Consider the following 20477-nt stretch of genomic DNA (forward strand, 5'->3'; position numbering starts at 1 on the left):
GCGGCCCAACCGCTCGGGCCTGTTTTTGAGTAGACTGCCCGCGATGAAGAACCGCGTGTTCTTTCCGCAGGCCGCGCTCGACGACTGGATCGCGAGCGACCGCGTCGATCTGAACAACGACGAGCTTCTGATCAAGACCGAGGGCCGCCGCTACAAGATCATCGAGGCGATCCGCGTGCTCCGCGAGGTGACGGGGGCGGCGGACGTCCACGAGGTCCTCGGCCGGGTCAAGACGCGCGCGTTCCTGCGGGAGCTCGGGGCGGAGATCCTCGAGGGGTCGATGATCATCGGCGACAACGCCTACGACGTGATCCCGGGGTTCATCGGCGCGCCGGTGGGTACGTTCGCCGAGCACCGCAAGGCCGCGCCCGCGTCGACCGCCACGAACAGCAGCCTGACCAGCGACGAGGAGCTCCTCGCCGCGTTCCTGACGAGCAAGATGTAGCGCCGCCGCGCGGCGGTCACCGGCCGGGCGCGCGGCGGTCCCCGGCGGGGCCCGGGGCGCCCCCGGCGCGGCGCCCCGGCCGGGTGCGACGGCGCCGCAGCCGCCGGCGACCCGTCGGGCGCGACGGCGCCCCCGGCGCAGCGGTCGCCCCGGGGCGCCCACCCTCCGACCGGGTCCTCGCGCTGTCGGGCCGGCTCCGACGACGGTACGCGCCCGCCTCCGAGCGCGGCGGGCCATCCCCGGTAAGGCAGGCTATAACGGGGGCCATGCCCGAGGTCATCTCCGGGATCAGCTTTGCGCTCGCGCTCCTGTTCTACGGCGCCGCCAGCGCGCTCTTCTTCCTCGACGTCGCCCGCAGCCGCGCGCGGCTCCCCTCCTCGGGGGAGCTCCCGGGCCTCCTCGGCGGCGGGGCGCACGCCCACGACCCCGCCGCTCGGCCGAGCGCCACCGCCGCCGCGCGCGCGTCGCGGCACGCGCCCCTGCTGCTCGGCCTGGGCGCCCTCGGGCACGCGACCTATGTCACGCTCGCCAGCTTCGTCGCGCGCGTCTGCCCGGTCCACTCGGTCCACTTCATGCTCTCGGTCGCGTCCCTCCTCGCGATCGCCGTGTACCTCGTCGCCCGCCGTCGCTTCCGCATCGACGCGCTCGGGCTCCTCATCGGCCCGCTCGGGCTCGCCTTCCTGCTCGGCACCTTCTTCCTCGGCAAGCCGCACTCCGAGCAGAAGCTCAGCCCGCTGTTCATCGCGGCCCACGTCATGGCGAACCTGCTCGGGATCGCCCTCTTCCTCCTCGCCGGCGCCGCCGCCGCGCTCTACCTCGTCCAGGAGAAGCGCCTCAAGCGGAAGCGGCACGTCGAGCGCATGGGCGGGCTCCCGCCGCTCGACACCCTCGATCACGCCGTCCACCGGTTCCTGATCGCCGGCTTCCCCTTGCTGACGCTCGGCATCGTCACGGGGACGTACTGGGCGCACCAGCTCGAGATGGGCAGCACCGAGGAGGTGATGCGCGCCATCTTCGGCTACGCCACCTGGCTCCTCATCGCGCTCGTGCTGCTCCTGCGCGCCGCCGCCGGCTGGCGCGGCCGCCGCGCGGCGTACGGCACCATCGCGGGGCTCGCCTGCGCCGCGGCCGTGCTCGTGATCTACCTCGTCCGCCCCGCCGCGGGGCTCGGAGGCTAGCGCCCGTGATCTTCGTCGGGCTCTCCCACAAGACCGCGCCCATCGAGGTGCGCGAGCGGCTCGCGATCGGCCGCGACCGGCTCCCCGAGGTGCTCGGCCGCCTCACCGCGCACCCCGCCATCGGGGAGGCGCTGGTGCTCTCCACCTGCAACCGCGTCGAGGTCTACGCCTCGCCGCGGCAGCAGGCGCCCGGGCTGTCCCGCCCCGGCGGCGCCGCGCCGCCGTCCGACGAGGAGCTCGCGGCCGACAACGAGGCGCTGCGCGCCGCCGTCGGGGTCCTCGTCGGCCTCGGCGGCGACGGCGTCCGCGGCCACCTCGCCGGCCGCGTCGGCGGCGATGCCGTCCTCCACCTCTTCCGCGTCGCCGCGTCGCTCGACTCGATGGTCGTCGGCGAGCCGCAGATCCTCGGGCAGATGAAGGAGGCGATCGAGATCGCCCGCGGGGCGAAGACCCTCGGCGCGCGGCTCGGCCGCGCGGCCCACCGCGCGATCAAGGTCGGCAAGCGCGTGCGCACCGAGACGGCGATCGGCGCGGGCCAGGTCTCGGTCTCCAGCGTCGCCATCGATCTCGCCCGCCAGATCTTCGCGGATCTCGCCGGGCACACGGCGCTGCTCATCGGCGCCGGCGAGATGGCCGAGGCCGCCTCGAAGCTCCTCGTCCGCGCCGGCGCCCGCCTCGTCGTGGTCAACCGGAGCCTGGATCGCGCCGCCGCCCTCGCGCGCGAGGTCGGCGGCGAGCCCCGCCCCTGGGCCGAGCTCGAGCGCGCCGTCATCGACGCCGACATCGTGATCTCGTCGACCTCGAGCCCGAGCTACGTGGTCACGCTCGACCTCGTCCGCCGGGCCCGCAAGGCCAGGAAGGGCCGGAGCCTGTTCCTCATCGACATCGCGGTCCCGCGCGACATCGACCCCGCCGTCAACAAGCTCGACAGCGTCTACCTCTACGACGTCGACGATCTCTCGCAGATCGTGGCGCAGTCGGTCGAGGGGCGCGCCGCCGAGGCGGCGCGGGCCGAGGCGATCGTCGCGGACGAGGCGCACGCCTTCGAGACGTGGACGCTCGAGCGCGCCCTCACGCCCACGATCGTGGGGCTCAGGGCCCGCACGCGCTCCATCCTCGCGGCCGAGGTCGAGCGCAGCCTCGCCGGCAAGCTCCGGCACCTCGGCCCGGCCGAGCGCCAGGCGCTCGCGCTGATGGTCGACGCCGCCACGAACAAGCTGCTCCACGTGCCCACCACCCGCCTCCGCGCCATGGCCACCGATCCCCGCGTCGCCGACCACGTCGACTCGCTCCGCGAGCTCTTCGACATCGACGGCGCGTCGGCCGACAGCGCCGCCGCCCCGCTCGCCGAGGGGGAGCTGCGCGTCGCCGCGGAGGGCCCTCCCACGCCGCGGTCCGCCCGCGGGGCAGCGCCGCCGCCCTCCGGCGCGCGGGGCGCCTCGCCGCGGCAGGTCGACCCGCGCCCTCAGGTCGCGGACGACGACGGCCGCTACGCCCGGCAGCCCAGCGCGCGCCCCCAGCCCGCCGAGGCCGGCGTCCTGGCCGTCGCGAATCCGGCCGCGGCCGTGCGCGCAGCTGGGTTAAAGGGAGCGTGACCCCATGGAGCTCACCCTCGCCACGCGCCGCTCGGCGCTCGCCCTCGCCCAGTCCCGCGCCTTCGCCCGTTCCCTCGAGGCGGCGGTGCCCGATCTCTCCCTCCGCGAGCTCGAGGTGGTGACCTCGGGCGACAAGACGCAGGATCGCTCGCTCCAGGACATCGGCGGCAAGGGGCTGTTCATCAAGGAGCTCGAGGAGGCGCTGCTCGACCGGCGCGCCGATTTCGCGGTCCACTCGATCAAGGACGTCCCCGCCGAGCTCGCCCCGGCGCTGTGCCTCGCCTGCATCCCCGCGCGGGAGGATCCGCGCGACGTCATCGTCACCCGGAGCGGCGCCCCGCTCGCGGAGCTGCCGGCGGGCGCGCGGGTCGGCACCTCGAGCCTCCGCCGGGCGGTCGCGCTGCGCGAGGCGCGCCCGGATCTCGCGATCGAGCCGGTCCGCGGCAACGTCGACACGCGCCTCCGCAAGGTGTTCGACGGGTCGTTCGACGCCGTGGTGCTGGCGCTCGCCGGCCTGAAGCGGCTCGGCCTCGCCGATCGCGCCACCGAGGTCCTGTCGCCCGAGGTGTCGCTGCCGGCGATCGGCCAGGGGGCGCTCGGCATCGAGTGCCGCGCCGAGGACGCCGGCGTGCGCGGCGTCCTCTCGGCGCTCGCGGACCGCGAGACCACCGTCTGCGTCACGGCGGAGCGGGCCGTGATGGCGGCCGTGGAGGGCAGCTGCCGGACGCCGGTGGCCGCCTACGCGGTGCGGGACGGCGGCGCGCTCTGGCTGCGGGCGCTCCTCGCCGAGCCCGACGGCTCCCGGCTGCGGAGGGCCGAGCGGCGCGTCCCGTGGCCCGGAGACGAGCGCGAGGCCGCGCGCCTGGGGGAGGACCTCGGGATGGAGCTCAAGAAAGGCTGAGGCGCACGGGCCGACGCCGGAGCTCCGACGCTTCCCGCGCCGGCGCGCCCGTGCGACATCGCGCCCGCCGGCGATCTCCCGCCGGCGATCTCCCGCCGGCCAGCGCTCATGCCGGGCTACGTCGCCCTCGTCCTCCACGCCCACCTGCCGTACGTGCGCCACCCCGAGCACGCGCGCTCGCTGGAGGAGCGCTGGCTCTTCGAGGCGCTCTGGGAGTGCTACCTCCCGTTGCTCGGGGTCCTCGATCGCCTCGCCGCCGATCGCGTCGTCGCCCCGCTGACCCTCTCCGTCTCGCCGCCGCTCCTCGCGATGCTGCGCGACGAGCTGCTCCTCCGCCGGTTCGAGGATCACCTCCGCCGGATCACGGCGCTCGCCGCCCGGGTCGAGGCCCGCTTCGCCGGCAGCGGCTTCGCGGCGGCCGCCGCGTTCTACCGTGCGCGGCTCGCCGGCGCGGCGAGCGCCTGGGCGGCGCTGGGCGGCGACGTCCCCGGCGCCCTCCTGCGCCACGCCGCCGCGGGCCGCGTCGAGCTCCTCACCACCGCCGCGACGCACGCGTACCTGCCCGGCCTGCTCCCCACGCCGGCGTCGATCCGGGCGCAGATCCGGCTCGGCCGCCGCGCCTTCGCGGCCCTCACGGGCGCGCCCGAGCCGCGCGGCTTCTGGCTGCCCGAGTGCGCTTATGCGCCCGGCATCGACGCCGATCTCGCCGCGGCCGGCGTCCGCTTCACCGTGCTCGACGCCCACGCCCTCGCGCTCGCCGCGCCAGCGCCGTCCGCCGGCGCGTCGGTCCCCGTGCGCTCGCCGGCCGGCGTCGCGTGCTTTGGGCGCGATCGCGACAGCGCGCGCGAGGTCTGGTCGCGCGACGCCGGCTACCCGGGCCACCCGGTCTACCGCGAGTTCTACCGCGACGTCGGGCTCGACCTGCCCGAGCGTGAGCTCGACGGGGAGATCGGCCCCGGCGGCGCCCGGCTCATGACCGGCCTCAAGCTCCACCGCGTGACCGGGCCCGGCCCTGACAAGGCGCCGTACGACCCGGCCCGCGCGTCCGCGCAGGCGCGCGCCGACGCCGCGGCGTTCGTGGCGCGCCGCGAGGCCGCGCTCGCGTCGATCCACGGCGCCCCGTGGGCCGGCGCGCCGGGCCGTGGCGCCCCGGCCCCGCCCATCCTGGTGGCCCCCTATGACGCCGAGCTCTTCGGCCACTTCTGGCTCGAGGGGCCCGAGTTCCTCGAGCACGCCCTGCGCGGCCTCGCCGCCTCGGATCGCGCCGTCCCCATCGCGCTCGGCGCCTACCTCGAGCGCCACCCGCCCGCGGAGGTCGTCGCGCCCGCCGCCTCCACGTGGGGCGAAGGCGGCTTCGGCGCGTACTGGACGGGCCCGAGCGCGGCGCGCCTGTGGCGGCACGCCCATCACGCCGAGCGCGCGGTGCTGGGGGCGCTCTCGCGCCGCCGCGGCGCGGGCGGCCTGCCCGGCCGCGCGCTGGACCAGGCGATCCGCGAGCTCCTCCTCCTCCAGTCGAGCGACTGGGCGTTCATGATGTCCGCCGGCGACATGGTCCCCTACGCGGAGGCGCGCACCCGGGCCCACGCGGCGCGCGCCCGCCGGCTCGCGGGACTCGCCCAGGAGCCCTCGGCCGCTCCCGCCGACGTCGCCTGGCTCGACGCGCTCTGCGCGCTCGATCCGTTCCTCGCCGAGCTCTCGGGCCCTGCGCTCCAGGACGCCTTCGACCCGTGGCGATGAGCGGTGTCTCCACGGCGCTGCCCCGTCCCCGGACATCTCCGGAGATCAGGAGCTGAACCGCTTTCAATATCCCGAATACACGCACACTAGAATGCGCCTTTATTGAAATATTCTATGGCGGAATTTGCCGCGACCGCTGGCGGCCTGCCCCGAGGCGCAGCACCCTTGCACCGCGGATGCCACGGCGGCCGCGGCGCGCGGCGCTGAGGAGGGCGCATTCGCGCGGCGGCTCACCGCTCCGGCGCCCCCTTTCCGGACGATGACCGGCGATTCACCGCTCCGTTTCATTGCCGAGCGCCGGCCGGCGCAACCCCGAGCGCGGCGCGCAGCACGTTTTCCTCGGCCATGGCGGCATAAAGTGCGAGGAGGACGGAGACATTGGCCGGAACACCCCCTTGATGACCGGCCGGTCAGCACCCTACTGTGGTGCCCGCCAGCTTTGCTCCTGGACCGCACCGGCAGGCGCTGGCAAAGAACCGGGCGGACTCCCCATGACACATCCTCCTTGCGGACCCGAGCGCCGTATCGCTCGACGGGTTTTCGGCGCTCGTAGCGCCGCCTCGAATCACTCTCGCGCCGCCGTCGTCGCGGCGCTCGTCGCCGCGCTCGCGGCGACCACGCTGACCGCCTGCAAGCGCCCGGAAGCGGAGGCGAAGCCCGCGCCCGCGCGCGACACCGCCGCGCCTCGCGAGAAGCCCGCCGTGCGCTTCGGGAAGGTGACCGCGCGCCCGCTCCCGCAGACGCTCGACATCAGCGGCACGCTCGTCGCCGACGAGACCAGCGAGGTGGCGACGCAGGTCGCCGGCTCGGTCGTGAGCGTCGAGGTCGACGTCGGCTCCCGGGTCAAGAAGGGCGACGCGCTCGTCGTGCTCGACGCGCGCAACCTGGCGCTCCAGTCGCAGGCGGCCTCCGCCGCCGTGGCGCAGGCCCGGGCCAAGCTCGCGCTGCAGCAGGGCGCGTCGCCGAAGGACATCGATCCCGACCAGGTGCCGGAGGTCCGGGCCGCGAAGCAGAGCATGGAGCTCGCGAAGGCCGAGGCCGACCGCGTGAAGCAGCTCTTCGATCAGGGCGCCGTCGCCCAGTCGACGTGGGACGCGGCGCGCACGCAGGCGCAGAACGCGACCGCGCAGTACGAGGCCGCGGTCAACGGCATCCGCGCGACCGTCGCCGCGCTCTCGTCGGCGCAGGCGCAGGCGGGGCTCGCCTCGAAGTCGGTGGCCGACACGACGGTGCGGGCGCCGTTCGACGGCGCCGTCGCCGAGAAGCGGATCAGCGTCGGCGAGTTCGCGAGCCCGGGCCGCGTGGTGGCGGTCGTGGTCCGCGACAACCCGCTGCGGCTCCGCATCGACGTGCCCGAGGCGGACATCGCGAGCATCGAGGTCGGCAAGCCGGTCCGCATCTCGGTCGCCGCCTTCCCCGATCGCACGTTCCCGGGCGTCGTGAAGCGCATCGGCGCGAGCCTCAAGGCCTCCTCGCGCACGCTGCCCGTCGAGGCCGAGTTCGACAACAGCGAGGGGAAGCTCCGGCCCGGCCTCTTCGCGCAGGGTCAGCTGGCGCTGACCGGCGAGTCAAAAACGGCGCTCCTCGTGCCCGAGGCGGCGGTCGGCACCTCCGGGACGAGCGCGCGCGTGTTCGTGAGGTCCGGTGATCGCGTGACGGAGCGGCTGGTCAAGACCGGCCGCAAGGTCGACGGCCTCGTCGAGGTGATCGGCCCGGTCGCCGATGGGGAAGAGGTCGCGATCGACAAGGTGAGCGAGCTGGCGGACGGCATCGAGATCGCGGCGGCGCAGTGAGCCGAGCGCGCTGCGCGTCTCATTACTGAAGAAAGGTAGCGACCATGCAATGGCTCGCGGCAATCTGCATCCGTAGGCCGGTGTTCGCGTCGGTGATCGTCCTGCTCCTGACGGTGCTCGGGGCGTTCTCGTACTTCGGCCTCGGCGTGGACCGGTTCCCCAAGGTCGAGTTCCCGTTCATCGTCGTGACGACGGTCCTCCCCGGCGCGGCGCCCGAGGAGGTGGAGACGGAGATCTCCGACAAGATCGAGTCGGCGGTCAACACGATCAGCGGCATCGACGAGCTGCGCTCCGCGTCGGTCGAGGGGCTCAGCCAGGTCATGATCTCCTTCCAGCTCGAGAAGGACGTCGACGTGGCCGCGCAGGAGGTGCGCGACAAGGTCGAGGGCATCCTCGCGGAGCTCCCCGAGGGCATCGATCCGCCGATCGTGGGCAAGCTGGATCCGGACGCGGCCCCGATCCTCACGCTCGCCGTCTCGTCGCCGAAGGCGAGCGTCCGCGAGGTGACCGAGTTCGCCGACAAGACGCTGCGGCGCGAGCTGGAGTCGCTCGCCGGCGTCGGCCAGGTGCTGGTCATCGGCGGCCGCAGCCGCCAGATCAACATCTGGATCGATCCGGAGAAGCTCGAGAAGTACGCGCTGACGGGCGGCGTGGTGGCCCAGGCGCTGGCGAGCCAGAACGTCGAGATCCCCGCCGGCCGCATCGAGCAAGGGGGCAGGGCGCTCACCCTGCGGACGCGCGGCCGCGTGCAGTCGGTCGAGCAGATGGCGGACATCGTGCTCGCCAACCGCGACGGCTACTCCGTCCGGCTCGGCGACGTCGCCGAGGTCCAGGACGGCATGGCGGAGCCGGAGTCCGCCGGCTTCCGCGGGCTCGACCCCGCCGTGCTCCTCAGCATCCGCAAGCAGAGCGGGACGAACACCGTCGAGGTCATCGACGGCCTGAAGGCGCGGATCAGCGACGTCGAGAAGCGCCTCCCCCCGGGCTACCAGATCGTCATCGCCCGCGATCAGTCGGAGTTCATCAAGAACTCGGTCAACGCCGTCAAGGAGCACCTCGTGCTCGGCGCGCTGCTCGCCGCGATCATCGTCGCGCTCTTCCTCGCGAACGCGCGCAGCACGGTCATCTCCGCGATCGCGATCCCGACGAGCATCATCTCCACGTTCGCCCTGATGAGGGTGGCGGGCTTCACGCTCAACGGGATCACGCTCCTCGCCCTGACGCTGGCGGTCGGCATCGTGATCGACGACGCGATCGTCGTCCTCGAGAACTGCTACCGCTGGATCGAGGAGAAGGGCGCGAGCCCGTGGGAGGCGGCGCTCCAGGGCACGCGGGAGATCGGCCCCGCGGTGCTCGCGACGACGCTCTCGCTGGTCGCGGTGTTCCTCCCGGTCGCGTTCATGAGCGGCATCGTCGGCCGCTTCCTGAACTCGTTCGGCCTCACCATGGCGTTCTCGATCCTGGTCTCGCTGATCGTGAGCTTCACGCTGACGCCGATGCTGTCGGCGCGGTGGCTGAAGAAGCCGGACAAGGGCGGCTCCCACAGCTCCAAGGAGTCGCGCTTCTACGGGCCGATCGAGCGCGGCTACATGTCGCTCCTCCGCTGGTCGATGGCGCACCGCTGGGTGATCGTGCTCGCCTCGGTCCTGGCCCTGTTCTCGATCCCGGTCCTCGGGGGCCTCGCGAAGTTCAACTTCCTCCCGGTCGAGGACGAGTCGCAGTTCCAGGTCTCCCTGCGCGCGCCCGAGGGCGTGAGCCTCGACGGGACGCGCGTCATCGCCACGCGGATCGCCTCGGAGATCGAGAAGCTCCCCGGCGTGAGCTACACGCTGACGACGATCGGCGACGATCCGCAGAAGACGCCGAACCTCGCCAACATCTACGTGAAGCTCAAGCCCGTGAGCGAGCGCGGGCTGTCGCAGCAGGACCTCATCGACCGGGCCCGGCGCGAGCTCCAGCCGAGGTTCGACGCGGAGAAGCTCCGGGCGAGCATCGGCGTCGTGCCCGCGTTCTCCGGCGGCCAGAGCGCGCAGATCGCGTACCAGGTGCAGGGCCCCGACCTCCAGAAGATCGGCGTGTACTCCGACGCGCTGCTCCAGAAGCTCAAGGCGATGCCGGGCGTCGTGGATCCGGACACGTCGCTGCTCGTCGGCAAGCCGGAGATCCGGGTGGAGATCGACCGCAAGAAGGCCGCCGATCTCGGCGTCCAGGTCGGCGACGTGGCCAGCACCCTGCGCCTCCTGGTCGGCGGGTACAAGGTGTCGACCTACAACGAGGGCGGGGAGCAGTACGAGGTGCGCGCGCGCGCGCTGCCGAGCTTCCGCTCCGACAAGGAGGGCCTCGCGAAGATCACGGTGCCGTCGACCAAGCTCGGCGCGGTCACGCTCGACAACGTGGTCACGTTCAACGAGGGGACGGGCCCGTCGCGCATCGAGCGGTACAACCGCCAGCGGCAGGTCATGTTGATGGCCAACCTCGAGGCGGGCTACTCGCAGCAGACGGTCGTCCAGGAGCTCGACAAGGCGGTGGCGCAGCTGAACCTGGCGCCCGGCTACTCCGCCGGCCCCGTCGGCGCGTCGAAGGAGCTCGCCAAGATGATGAAGAGCTTCCTCGTCGCGCTGCTCCTGTCGTTCGTCTTCATGTACCTCGTGCTCGCGGCGCAGTTCGAGTCGTGGCTGCACCCGATCACGATCCTCCTGTCGCTGCCGCTGACGGTGCCGTTCGCGTTCATCTCGGTCATCATCTTCCGGCAATCGCTCAACATCTTCTCGCTGCTCGGCATCGTCGTGCTGTTCGGCGTCGTGAAGAAGAACTCGATCCTCCAGATCGATCACACCATCAAGCTGCGCGAGCACGGCTTGCCGCGCGCGCAGGCGATCCTGGAGGCGAACCGCGACCGGCTCCGGCCCATCCTGATGACCACGCTCGCGTTCGTGGCCGGCATGATCCCGCTCGTCGCCTCGAGCGGCGCGGGCTCGGGGACCAACCGCGCGACCGGGTTCGTGATCATCGGCGGGCAGACGATGGCGCTGCTCCTGACGCTGCTCGCGACCCCGGTCGCCTACTCGCTCTTCGACGACGTCTCGTCGTGGCTGAAGCGGGTCCTGCCGTTCATGCGGGGCAACGACGATCCGGGAGCGCCTCGCGGGGAGGGCGAGGGCGGCGTCGCTCCGGCGGGCGACGGGGTCGTCGCAGCGGGCCACCACGGCGCCGCGGCGCGCACCGTGATCGCGCACGAGGGCGGCCGGCCGGTGGGGGCGCACCTCGACTAGCCGCGCTGCCTGGCGGCGCTCGGGGGCCGCGGCGCGCCGCGCCCGGCCCCCTGCGCTGCCGCGACGCGGCGCCGGTCGAGCGCGCCGCGCTCGCCGCGACGCGCCGGTCACTGCGTGTCGCCGTGCACCTTGCGCAGGATCACATCCAGGAGACCGTCGAACGCGTCGCGCATCGCCCAGGCCTGCGCGGCGTTGTCGTCGAGGCCGGCGGCCTTGCGGCGGCCCTCGGCGAGCGCCTGCCTCGGGCCCCGGCACGAGGGGCCGAGCCGGCGCTCCATGTCGAGCGAGGCGCCCTCGTAGATGTGATAGCAGGACGCGAAATCCCCCTGGTTGTAGAGGGGCGAGCCGACCTCGATGGCGCCGTCCATCGTCCGCGCCAAGACGAGGAGATCCCCCTCGGTGCAGCCGCGGAGGATCGCGAGCGCGTGGTGGGGCACCGAGCGCTTGACCGCCGGCAGCGCCTGCTCCTCGTCGGCCGTCTCGGCCGCGAAGGTCGAGAGCGGCACCGGGTCGGGGCGCACGAGCAGCCGCTTGAGGTAGTCGGCGGGCACGCCGAAGTTGAGGTTCTGCCCCTGCGTCGCCACCGCGGCGGCGACGCCGATCACCTCGCCGCGCTCGTTGAACAGCGGCCCGCCCGAGGAGCCCGGCGCGATCGGCGCGGAGATCTGCAGCAGCGTCAGCGCGGGATCTACCACGCGGACCGCGCTCACGAGGCCGTTCGACACGGTGTCGGCGAGGCCGAGCGGATGCCCGATCGCGACCACGGGATCGCCCGGGCGCACCGCGCGGCTGTCGCCCAGGGGCAGCAGCGGGAGCTTCCGCGGCGCGTGGATCCGGACGATCGCGAGATCCCGGTCCTCGTCGAACGCGAGCACCTCGAGCACGGGGTGCTCGCTCTGGTCCCAGAGGACGACCTTGAGATCCGGCATCCCGGCGATGACGTGGAAGTTCGTCGCGATCCAGCCGTCCTCGCGGACGAGGAAGCCCGCCCCCAGCGAGCCGTCGCCGCGGATCGTGACGACCGCCGGCGTGGCGCGCGCCGCGATCTGGGCCGGCGTCATCGCGGCGGGCGGGGGCGCCGAGCTCGCCGGGTGGCCTGCGGAGCCGGCGCAGCCGAGCGCCGCGAGCGCCGCCGCGGCGAGCAGCCCGGAGAGGCGCGGCCGGAGGGGCCGCCGCGGCGGCCGGGAACGCGAGGGAAGGGCGGCGCTCGGGCGCCGGTCGTCGTCGTGGAGCTCGCCTTTCAGGCTGCGATGGTTCATGTCGCTCCCCGGGGCCGCCCCGTGAGCGGCCTCTCTCCACAAGCGTAACGAAGACCCGACGGGCCGTCTCGCGTGCACGAAGAAATTCCGGGCGCGGCCGCCTATGCTGTCGCGGTGAGCCAACACCACGACGCGCGCGATCCGATCTTCGCCCTCAGCGACGAGTTCGTCGAAACCTTCGCCGCACAATGTCCTGCCCACGCCACCCTGGCGGGCATCCCGTGCGACGACGGCGCCTGGAACGACTGGAGCCCGAGCGGCGCCGCGTCCTGGGCCTCCACCGTCGCGTCCTTCCAGGAGAGGCTCCGGGCGCTGCCGCCCCCTGGGCGCGGGCCGGAGGCGCGGTGGGGCCGCCTCGCACGCCGTGTGATGGCCGATCACCTGGACGAGCGGCTCGACGATTTCCGTCACGGCGAGCACCTGCGCGACCTCAACAACATCGAGTCGGCGTTCCAGCACCTCCGGGTGGTCTTCGACCTCATGGACGTGCGCAGCGCGGCCGGCTGGGACGCCATCGCGTCGCGCCTGGAGGGGCTCCCGCGGGCCTTCGACAGCTACCGGGCGTCGCTGGAGGAGGGGCGCCGAACAGGCCAGGTCGTCGCGCGCCGCCAGGTGCGCGCCGTCATCGAGCAGGCGCGCTACCAGGTCGGCGAGGCGTCGTTCTTCCTCACGCTGCCCGCCGCCTACGAGGCGTCCGGCTGCGCCACGGACGCCGGCCGCGCGCGCCTCGCCGCCGGCGTCGGGCGGGCGCGCGCCGCGTTCGGCGCGTTCGCCGATTTCCTGGAGCAGACGTACCTGCCGAGCGCGCGCGCCGCGGACGCCGTGGGCGAGGAGCGTTACCTGCGCATGGCGCGCCGCTTCCTCGGCGCGACCATCGATCCGATCGAGACCTACGCCTGGGGGTGGTCCGAGGTGCACGACATCGAGGCCCGGATGGCGCGCCTCGCGGGCGAGATCCTCCCCGGCGCGTCGCTGCCCGACGTGATCGAGGTGCTCATGACCGATCCCGCCCGGTGCGCGCGCGGCGCCGACGAGTTCCTCCGCCTCATGTCCGAGCGCCAGCGGAAGGCGCTCGCCGAGCTCGACGGCGTGCATTTCGACATCCCCGATCCCATCCGCCACATCGAGGTGAAGCTGGCGCCGCCGGGCGGCGCGCTCGGCGCGTACTACATGCCCCCGAGCGACGGCTTCAAGCGGCCCGGCACCGTCTGGTACGCCGCCGGCGACAAGCAGCAGTTCCCGCTCTACGAGGAGATCACCACGGCGTACCACGAGGGATTTCCCGGCCATCACCTGCAGTGCGCGCTCCAGGTGCACCTCGAGGACCGGCTGAGCCGGCTCCACCGCTTCCTGGTGACGTGCTCCGGCTTCGCCGAGGGGTGGGCGCTCTACGCCGAGCAGCTGATGTACGAGCTCGGCTACTTCGAGCGCCCCGACTACGTGCTCGGAATGCTCGCGGGCAAGCTCACGCGCGCCTACCGCGTCGTCCTCGACATCGGCATGCACCTCGACCTGCCGATCCCCCAGCACGCCCCGCTCCACGCCGGGGAGCCATGGAGTTACGAGACCGCGGTCGAGTACCTCCACCGCCGCGCCTTCCTCACGCTGGATCACGCGCACAGCGAGGCGACGCGCTACCTCGGCTGGCCGGGGCAGGCGATCTCGTACAAGGTCGGCGAGCGGGTCGTCCTGGAGCTGCGCGAGGAGCTGCGGCGCCGGCAGGGCGAGGCCTTCGATCTGAAGGCGTTTCACGCCAAGGTGATCGGCTCCGGCTCGGTCGGGCTCGACCACCTGCGCGAGATCGTCCTCGAGGGCGCGGGCGCGGAGGGCGGCGCGCTGCGCTGAGTCGCGCTCGCCTCGATTGGCTCGACGCGCGGCCGCGCGCGTGCCAATCGAGGCGGGTGAGCTCTCCCCCGGCGAGCGAGACCCCCGAGGCGCGGCCGAGCGGCTCGGACCTGTGCACCGCGTGCGGCCTGTGCTGCACGGGGCTGCTCTTCGACGTCGCGCCGCTCGAGGAGCACGAGCTCCCGCTCGCCGAGAAGCTGCGCCTGCCGCTCGCGTGCAACCAGTACCACGACGCCTTCAGGCTGCCGTGCCCGTGCCACCGCGACCGGAAGTGCACCGTCTACGAGACGCGCTTCTCCGTGTGCAGCAGCTACGAGTGCGGCCTGCTCCGGCGCTGCAAGGCGGGCGAGGTGCCGCTCGGCGAGGCGCTCTCCCGCGTCGAGCGCGTGCTCCGCTTGACGGACGCCGTGCGCCGGCGCGTGCCCCCGCTGGAGCCGCCGCGCCCGCTCTGGGACGAGGCCCGCGAGCACCTCCGCCGGCGCGACGCCGAGGACGCGTCGCCGGCGTGGCGCGGCGAGCGGGAGTCGCTCGTCGCCGCGCTCGCCGAGCTCAGGGCCGCCTGCAGGGAAGGGCTCGATCCGTAGCGCCGCCGGCGCTGGAGACGCCGCCATTCCAGCGGAGCGCGGGGTCGGGCTCCCCGGGGCTCGCGCTGGATCGATCCGCGGATCTGCAGAGTCGCTCCGGGGAGATCTCGCCTCGCCGCGCGCTCGCGAGGCGCGCCGAGGCCCGCGATCGGGATCGCGGCGACTCCCGCGCTGCGCCCTGGTCGAGCGCGGTTCGTCCTCGACTTCGCGCGTCGCGGCCTCGACCCAACGAGCTCGTCCGGCCTCCCGGTGGCCAACGCCGCGCCGTATATACGGTCGATGGAACCGAAGATCCGCCGACTGACCAACAAGTATTCCGCGATCACCGCGGTGACGAGCTTCGTCACACAGCCCATTCCTGGCGCAGATGAGCTGATCGTGGTTCCCATCCATTACTGGTTTTCCGCGTCGCTGACGCGGACGCGGGGCGTGCCGCTCCTCAGGGCTCCGTGGCTTCAGGTGAGCAAGATCATCTGGGGCGGAGCCGCTGTGCGGCTCTTCGCCAACTTCACGCTCGGCCTCGTCCCGGTCGCCGGTCTCTTCTCCAACGCGATCACCGCCGTCGCGCTGACCGAGCTCCTGGGCCGTTACCTCGACGGTGCGCTGAGCAGCCCGGCGGCGGCTCCCCCGATCTCCCTGAGGACGATCCGAGACGTGGTGGCGAGCTCGCGCCGAGCGAGGAGATCTCGGCCGTCATGGCCCGCGATCCGTCGGGCCTTCCAGCGATCTGTCCCCCGACCGACCCCGGCTTGAGCCGCCAGCGCCCCCGGCGCGGGCCGCCGCGGCCTCTGCGTCTGCGCGCGGGGCGGTCTCTCCTGGCGATCGCCGCCCAGATCGAATAGATCCCCGGCCATGCTCTCCGAGACCCGCGAGAAAGTCCTGGACATCAAACGGCGCTTTGAGGCGCTAAGGGGGCATCTTTGACGTCCCTAAGCTCGAACGGATGCTCCAGGACCTGACCCAGACGACGCTGTCGTCCGGGTTCTGGAACGATCAGGAAAAAGCCCAAGCCGTCCTCCGCAAGCGCGCCCAGGTCGAGGCGAAGCTCGAGATGGCGCAGAAGCTCGGCCGCGAGATCGAGGATCTCGCGGAGTACCTCGAGCTCGGCGCCGCCGAGGGCGACGAGGGCGTCATCGCCGACGCCGACGCGCAGGCCGACGCCATCGCCGCGCGCCTGCGCAAGGCCGAGCTCGATCGCATGCTGTCCGGCCCCGCCGACCGCGGCAACGCCATCGTCAGCATCCACCCGGGCGCCGGCGGCACCGACGCGAAGGACTGGGCGTCCATGCTCCTCCGCATGTACCTGCGCTTCTGCGAGCGCCGGGGCTACAAGACGGAGATCATCGACTACCAGGACGGCGACGAGGCCGGCATCGACGCCGTGACCTTCACGGTGACCGGCGACGCCGCCTACGGGTACCTGCGCTCCGAGGCAGGGGTCCATCGCCTGGTGCGGATGAGCCCGTTCAACGCGGATCACACGCGCCAGACCGCGTTCGCCGCCGTCGAGATCACCCCGGACAGCGACGACGAGATCAACATCCAGGTCAACGAGAAGGACATCGAGATCACGACGATGCGCGCCGGCGGCAAGGGCGGGCAGAACGTGAACAAGGTGGAGACCGCCGTTCGCCTGCGCCACCTCCCGACCGGCCTCAACATCGTGTGCCGCGCCGAGCGCAGCCAGCACCAGAACCGCGCGATGGCGATGAAGGTCCTCAAGGCGAAGCTGTACGAGATGGAGCTCCAGAAGCGGGAGGCCGAGGTCCAGGCCTACAACGCCGCGAAGAGCGCCATCAACTTCGGCAGCCAGATCAGGAACTACGTCCTCGCGCCCTACCGGCTCGTCAAGGACGTGCGCACCTCCACCGAGGCCACCGACGTGGACGCCGTCCTCGACGGCGATCTCGAGGGCTTCATCGAGGCCTATCTGCTCGCCGCGGCCGGCGGCTCGCTCAGGAAGGGCGGCTCGGTCGCGGAGGACGACGCTCCGTGAGCCAGCAAAAAGACCGACCGAACGACAAGAAGAGCGAGCGGCTAGCGAAGGAGGCCGCCGAGGCCGCGCGCGCCGAGGAGACGCTGATCGCCACCCGCAAGGCGAAGGCGGGCCGCCTCCGCGCCCGCGGCGAGAACCCGTTCGCCAACGACGTCACGACGGGCGAGCCGCTCACCGAGCTCGCCGCCGTCCGCGCCCGCTTCGACGGGGCGCGGGCCGCGGCCGAGCCCCGGCCGGAGGGCGCGGCGCCGGATCGGCCCGCCGCGCCGACGGTGGATCGCTACGACCCGGCGCGCGTCGAGCCGACCCCGTTCCGCGTCGCGGGCCGGGTCCTCTTCGTGCGCTCGTTCGGCGGCGTCACCTTCATGCGGCTGCGCGACCGCACCGGCGAGCTCCAGCTCTACTGCGAGCAGGGGAGCCTGGCCGATTTCGAGCGGCTGGAGGACATCGATCTCGGCGATTTCGTCGAGGCCCACGGCGTCGCGATGGCCACGCAGAAGGGGGAGCTCTCGATCCGCGCGGAGCGCCTCCGGCTGCTCACGAAGGCCTACCGCCCGCTGCCGACCAAGACGAGCTTCAAGGACGTCGAGTCGCGCTACCGCATGCGGTACGTCGACCTCGTGGCCAACCCGCACGTGGCGGGGGTCTTCCGCGCCCGCAGCGCGATCGTCGCCGCGCTGCGCGAGTTCCTCGACGCGCGGGGCTTCCTCGAGGTCGAGACCCCGACGATGCACACGCTCGTCGGCGGCGCGGCCGCGAAGCCGTTCAAGACCCACCACAACGCGCTCGATCTCGAGCTCTTCATGCGCATCGCGCCCGAGCTCTTCCTGAAGCGGCTCGTGGTCGGCGGCTTCGAGCGCGTCTACGAGATCGCGCGCTGCTACCGGAACGAGGGGCTGTCGACGCGGCACAACCCCGAGTTCACGATGCTCGAGTACTACCAGGCGTACGCGACGTACGAGACCCTGATGGACGCGACCGAGGCGATGCTCCGCCACGTCGACGCCCGCCTCGCCGAGCGCCTCCCGGCCGAGCACGCGGCCTGGGCCTCGCAGCGCGCGTTCTCGCTCGAGCGCTTCGCGCGCGTGCCCATGGCCGAGGGGCTCGCCCGCGCCCTGGCCAAGGCGGGGCTCCCCGCCGACGTCCCGCAGCGCGTCGCCGCGGACGACGCGCCGATCAAGGAGTGGGCGAAGGCCGCCAAGGCGAGCGGGCGCGAGATCGACTGGACGAACTTCCGCGCGGGCGCGAAGAAGTGCGAGTCGCCCGGCGAGCTCGTCTTCTGCGCCTACGAGTACGTGGTCGAGCCGTTCCTCACGAAGGACTACCGCACCGAGGCGGGCGACAAGAGCGTCCCCGTCTTCATCATCGACTATCCCTTCGAGGTCTCCCCGCTCGCGCGCAAGAAGGACAGCGATCCCTCGCTGGTCGACCGCTTCGAGCTCTTCATCGAGGGCCGCGAGCTCTGCAACGCCTTCAGCGAGCTCAACGACCCCGAGGACCAGGACGCGCGGTTCCGCGCGCAGGTCGCCAAGAAGTCGCGGGGCGAGGAGGAGACGATGGATTACGACGCCGACTACGTCCGCGCCCTGGAGCACGGCCTCCCGCCGACGGCGGGCTTCGGCATGGGGATCGATCGCCTGACGATGCTCCTCACCGGCGCGACATCCATCCGCGACGTCATCCTGTTCCCCCTCCTCCGCCCCGAGACCGACGCGTGATCGAGCTCTCCCGACCCCTGCAGGCCGCGCTGCTCGCCGCCGTCGCGCTGGGTGTCCTCCTGCTCGCCTGGCGCGGCTACACCCGCTTCGACAAGAAGGGCGAGCTGGAGCCGCGGCGCCCCGTCGTCGCGCGCGTCGGGCTCGTGCTCGCGCTCGCGGGCGGCGGCCTGCTCGCGCTCGCGCTCCTGACGGCCGGCGGGGGAGCGAAGGCCCTCGGGCTCGTCGGCGTGGTCGTCGCCAGCAACCCCGAGATGATCGGCGGCGCCCTCGGCGCGCTGGCCGGGGCGGGCGTCGGCTTGCTGCTCGTGACCGCGACGGGCCTCGGCTGGCGGGTGTTCGGCGCGCGAGGGCCCAAGGTCCGCGCGTTCGTCAGGGCGCTTGGCGTGATCTGCCTCGTGGCTGCGCTCGCGGTGGCCGTCGTGTGGCTCGCCGTCCTGCCGCTCCATCCGACCCTGAAGTGGCTCCTCGCGGGCGTCCTGATCGCCGCGGGCGTGGGCTACGCGATCGCCGGGACCCGCCCCGTCCGCAAGGGGCTCTACCGCGCGCTCGGCTGGTGGTGGGGCGCGCTCGTGGGCGTGACGTTCGCCGTCACCGCGGCGCTCACGGCCAGGATGCCCGTCGGGCGGTTCGCGTCGCACAACACCACCGATCAGATCATCCGCTTCGCCGCGCTCGTCTCCAGCACGGTCTTCCTGTTCTTCGTGCTGTCGGCGCTCCTGCCGCTCGCCCTCGACGCCCTCGAGCGCCGGAGCTTCGTGCCCCACGTGGGCGCGCGCCACGTGCGCGCCTCGAAGAGCGGCTTTCTCACGGTCATCTCGGTCCTGTCGATGGCCGGGGTCGCCGTCAGCTCGTGCTCGCTGTGCTCGGTGACGAGCATCATGGGCGGCTTCGGCGCCGACCTGAAGCGCAAGATCCTCGGCAACAACGCGCACATGGTCGTCGACGCCACCCGCCCCGGCGGCTTCGGCGACTGGGACGACAAGCTCACCAAGGTGCGCGTCGCGCTCGCGCCTTACGGGGGCGCCGCGACGCCGGTCGCGGCCGGCGAGGCGATGGGCTCCAGCGCCTCGAACACCGCCGGCGCCATCGTCCGCGGCATCGATCCGGACACGATCGGGCAGGTCATCGATCTCAAGAAGAACATCGAGGTCGGCAGCTTCGACTACCTGCGCGATCCCGAGAAGCTGACGAGCCTGCCGCCGGAGGAGATCATCGGCCGGGGCCCGGGCGGGGAGCCGTACTTCAAGGGGCCGGACTTCCGCCAGCCGTCGGACGTCGACCCGTCGGTGCGCGACTACCTGAAGCGGCAGACGCGCGTGTACCCGGGCGTCGTCATCGGCCGCGAGCTCGCGAAGTCGCTCCACGTGCTCGTCGGGGACGAGGTGACGCTCCTCTCGCCGGTGGGCGAGCTCGGCCCCACCGGCGTGATGCCGCGCTCCCGCAGGTTCCGCGTCGCGGCGATCTTCTACAGCGGCATGTACGAGTACGACGTCTCGCACGCGTACGTCTTGCTGGACGAGGCGCAGAAGTTCTTCGGCCTGGAGGACAGGATCACCCACATCGACATCCGGATCCCGGATCCCGAGCGGGTGCAGGACGTCCGCCCGGCCGTCGAGGCGGCGGTCGCCGCGAGCGCCGCGCTCGACGAGGCGCCGGAGGGCGGCAAGCCGCCCCCGCAGCTCCGCGTCCGCGACTGGGTCGAGAGCAACAAGAGCCTCTTCAGCGCGCTCAAGCTGGAGAAGATCGCGACGTTCATCATCCTGTCGATCGCCATCGCGGTCGCGAGCTTCTGCATCGTCTGCACGCTGCTCCTCATGGTGACGGAGAAGGGCAAGGAGATCGCCGTCCTGAAGGCGCTCGGGGCCTCGGACAGCGCGGTGATGCGCGTGTTCATGCTCGAGGGCGTCATCATCGGCGCCATCGGCACCGTCTACGGTGTCGGCACCGCGCTGGCGGTCTGCACGGGCCTGTCCTGGTTCGGCGTCCGGCTCGATCCGGACGTCTATTACATCGACCGGCTGCCCGTGAACGTGAACGGCTCCGACTATGCGATAGTCGCCGTGGCGGCGCTGCTCATCTGCACGATCGCCACCCTCTACCCGGCCCGCGCCGCCTCGAAGCTCTCTCCGGTCGACGGGCTCCGTTACGAGTAAA

14 protein-coding genes are annotated in these 20477 nt (G+C 72.8%); 13 read left to right on the forward strand and 1 reads right to left on the reverse strand.

Annotated features, from left to right (window positions below):
- The first annotated feature begins 43 nt into the window (after window positions 1-43).
- The 7 genes from WME98_RS34585 (at window position 44) to WME98_RS34615 (ending at window position 10921) form a co-directional block, all read left to right on the forward strand.
- Entirely contained in the window at window positions 44-445 is a 402-nt protein-coding gene (locus tag WME98_RS34585; protein WP_020734041.1) for a hypothetical protein, read from the forward strand.
- Window positions 446-711: 266 nt separating this feature from the next.
- The gene (ccsA, locus tag WME98_RS34590) at window positions 712-1623 is read left to right on the forward strand and encodes a cytochrome c biogenesis protein CcsA (RefSeq protein ID WP_061621460.1); all 912 of its coding nucleotides are present in this window, start codon (window positions 712-714) and stop codon (window positions 1621-1623) included.
- Between the two features lie 5 nt (window positions 1624-1628).
- Window positions 1629-3218 carry a glutamyl-tRNA reductase gene (gene hemA / locus WME98_RS34595; protein WP_437945942.1) on the forward strand — a complete coding sequence of 530 codons (1590 nt, stop codon included), beginning with the start codon at window positions 1629-1631 and terminating at the stop codon, window positions 3216-3218.
- 4 nt (window positions 3219-3222) lie between these two features.
- Window positions 3223-4119, forward strand: a complete 897-nt coding sequence (gene hemC / locus WME98_RS34600) for a hydroxymethylbilane synthase (RefSeq protein WP_061621267.1) — start codon at window positions 3223-3225, stop codon at window positions 4117-4119.
- Between the two features lie 108 nt (window positions 4120-4227).
- The gene (locus tag WME98_RS34605; protein ID WP_437945943.1) at window positions 4228-5856 is read left to right on the forward strand and encodes a glycoside hydrolase family 57 protein; all 1629 of its coding nucleotides are present in this window, start codon (window positions 4228-4230) and stop codon (window positions 5854-5856) included.
- Between the two features lie 701 nt (window positions 5857-6557).
- Window positions 6558-7649 (forward strand): efflux RND transporter periplasmic adaptor subunit, encoded by a 1092-nt coding sequence (locus WME98_RS34610; protein ID WP_437319142.1) that lies wholly within the window; start codon window positions 6558-6560, stop codon window positions 7647-7649.
- 44 nt (window positions 7650-7693) lie between these two features.
- A complete protein-coding gene (locus tag WME98_RS34615; protein ID WP_437945944.1) occupies window positions 7694-10921 on the forward strand; it encodes an efflux RND transporter permease subunit in 3228 nt (1075 codons plus the stop codon).
- Window positions 10922-11028: 107 nt separating this feature from the next.
- On the opposite strand, the gene WME98_RS34620 is transcribed toward WME98_RS34615, so the two are convergent.
- Window positions 11029-12180, reverse strand: a complete 1152-nt coding sequence (locus WME98_RS34620) for a S1C family serine protease (protein WP_061622367.1) — start codon at window positions 12178-12180, stop codon at window positions 11029-11031.
- 114 nt (window positions 12181-12294) lie between these two features.
- Here WME98_RS34620 and WME98_RS34625 point away from each other — a divergent pair, with 114 nt between their 5' ends.
- The 6 genes from WME98_RS34625 (at window position 12295) to WME98_RS34650 (ending at window position 20476) form a co-directional block, all read left to right on the forward strand.
- The gene (locus tag WME98_RS34625) at window positions 12295-14025 is read left to right on the forward strand and encodes a DUF885 domain-containing protein (protein WP_437945945.1); all 1731 of its coding nucleotides are present in this window, start codon (window positions 12295-12297) and stop codon (window positions 14023-14025) included.
- A 56-nt stretch (window positions 14026-14081) separates the two neighbouring features.
- The gene (locus WME98_RS34630; protein ID WP_437726469.1) at window positions 14082-14609 is read left to right on the forward strand and encodes a hypothetical protein; all 528 of its coding nucleotides are present in this window, start codon (window positions 14082-14084) and stop codon (window positions 14607-14609) included.
- Between the two features lie 249 nt (window positions 14610-14858).
- A complete protein-coding gene (locus tag WME98_RS34635; protein ID WP_437945946.1) occupies window positions 14859-15362 on the forward strand; it encodes a hypothetical protein in 504 nt (167 codons plus the stop codon).
- A 99-nt stretch (window positions 15363-15461) separates the two neighbouring features.
- A protein-coding gene (gene prfB, locus WME98_RS34640; RefSeq protein WP_187345900.1) for a peptide chain release factor 2 occupies window positions 15462-16605 on the forward strand; the annotation gives its coding sequence in 2 pieces (ribosomal slippage) (window positions 15462-15530 and window positions 15532-16605; 1143 coding nt in all).
- On the forward strand, window positions 16602-18323 hold the full coding sequence (gene lysS / locus WME98_RS34645; RefSeq protein WP_437945947.1) for a lysine--tRNA ligase: 1722 nt from the start codon (window positions 16602-16604) through the stop codon (window positions 18321-18323). The genes prfB and lysS overlap by 4 nt, the downstream gene beginning before the upstream one ends.
- Window positions 18320-20476 (forward strand): FtsX-like permease family protein, encoded by a 2157-nt coding sequence (locus tag WME98_RS34650; RefSeq protein ID WP_437945948.1) that lies wholly within the window; start codon window positions 18320-18322, stop codon window positions 20474-20476. Before lysS ends, WME98_RS34650 begins: the two co-directional genes overlap by 4 nt.
- The last annotated feature ends 1 nt before the right edge of the window (window position 20477 follow it).

Source organism: Sorangium sp. So ce296 (assembly GCF_051529605.1).
GTDB lineage: Bacteria > Myxococcota_A > Polyangia > Polyangiales > Polyangiaceae > Sorangium > Sorangium cellulosum_D.

Coding starts and splice junctions, on each gene's coding strand:
- ccsA (WP_061621460.1), top strand. CDS start 712: ATGCCCGAGGTCATCTCCGGGATCAGCTTTGCGCTCGCGCTCCTGTTC.
- WME98_RS34615 (WP_437945944.1), top strand. CDS start 7,694: ATGCAATGGCTCGCGGCAATCTGCATCCGTAGGCCGGTGTTCGCGTCG.
- WME98_RS34585 (WP_020734041.1), top strand. CDS start 44: ATGAAGAACCGCGTGTTCTTTCCGCAGGCCGCGCTCGACGACTGGATC.
- hemC (WP_061621267.1), top strand. CDS start 3,223: ATGGAGCTCACCCTCGCCACGCGCCGCTCGGCGCTCGCCCTCGCCCAG.
- WME98_RS34605 (WP_437945943.1), top strand. CDS start 4,228: ATGCCGGGCTACGTCGCCCTCGTCCTCCACGCCCACCTGCCGTACGTG.
- WME98_RS34620 (WP_061622367.1), bottom strand. CDS start 12,180: ATGAACCATCGCAGCCTGAAAGGCGAGCTCCACGACGACGACCGGCGC.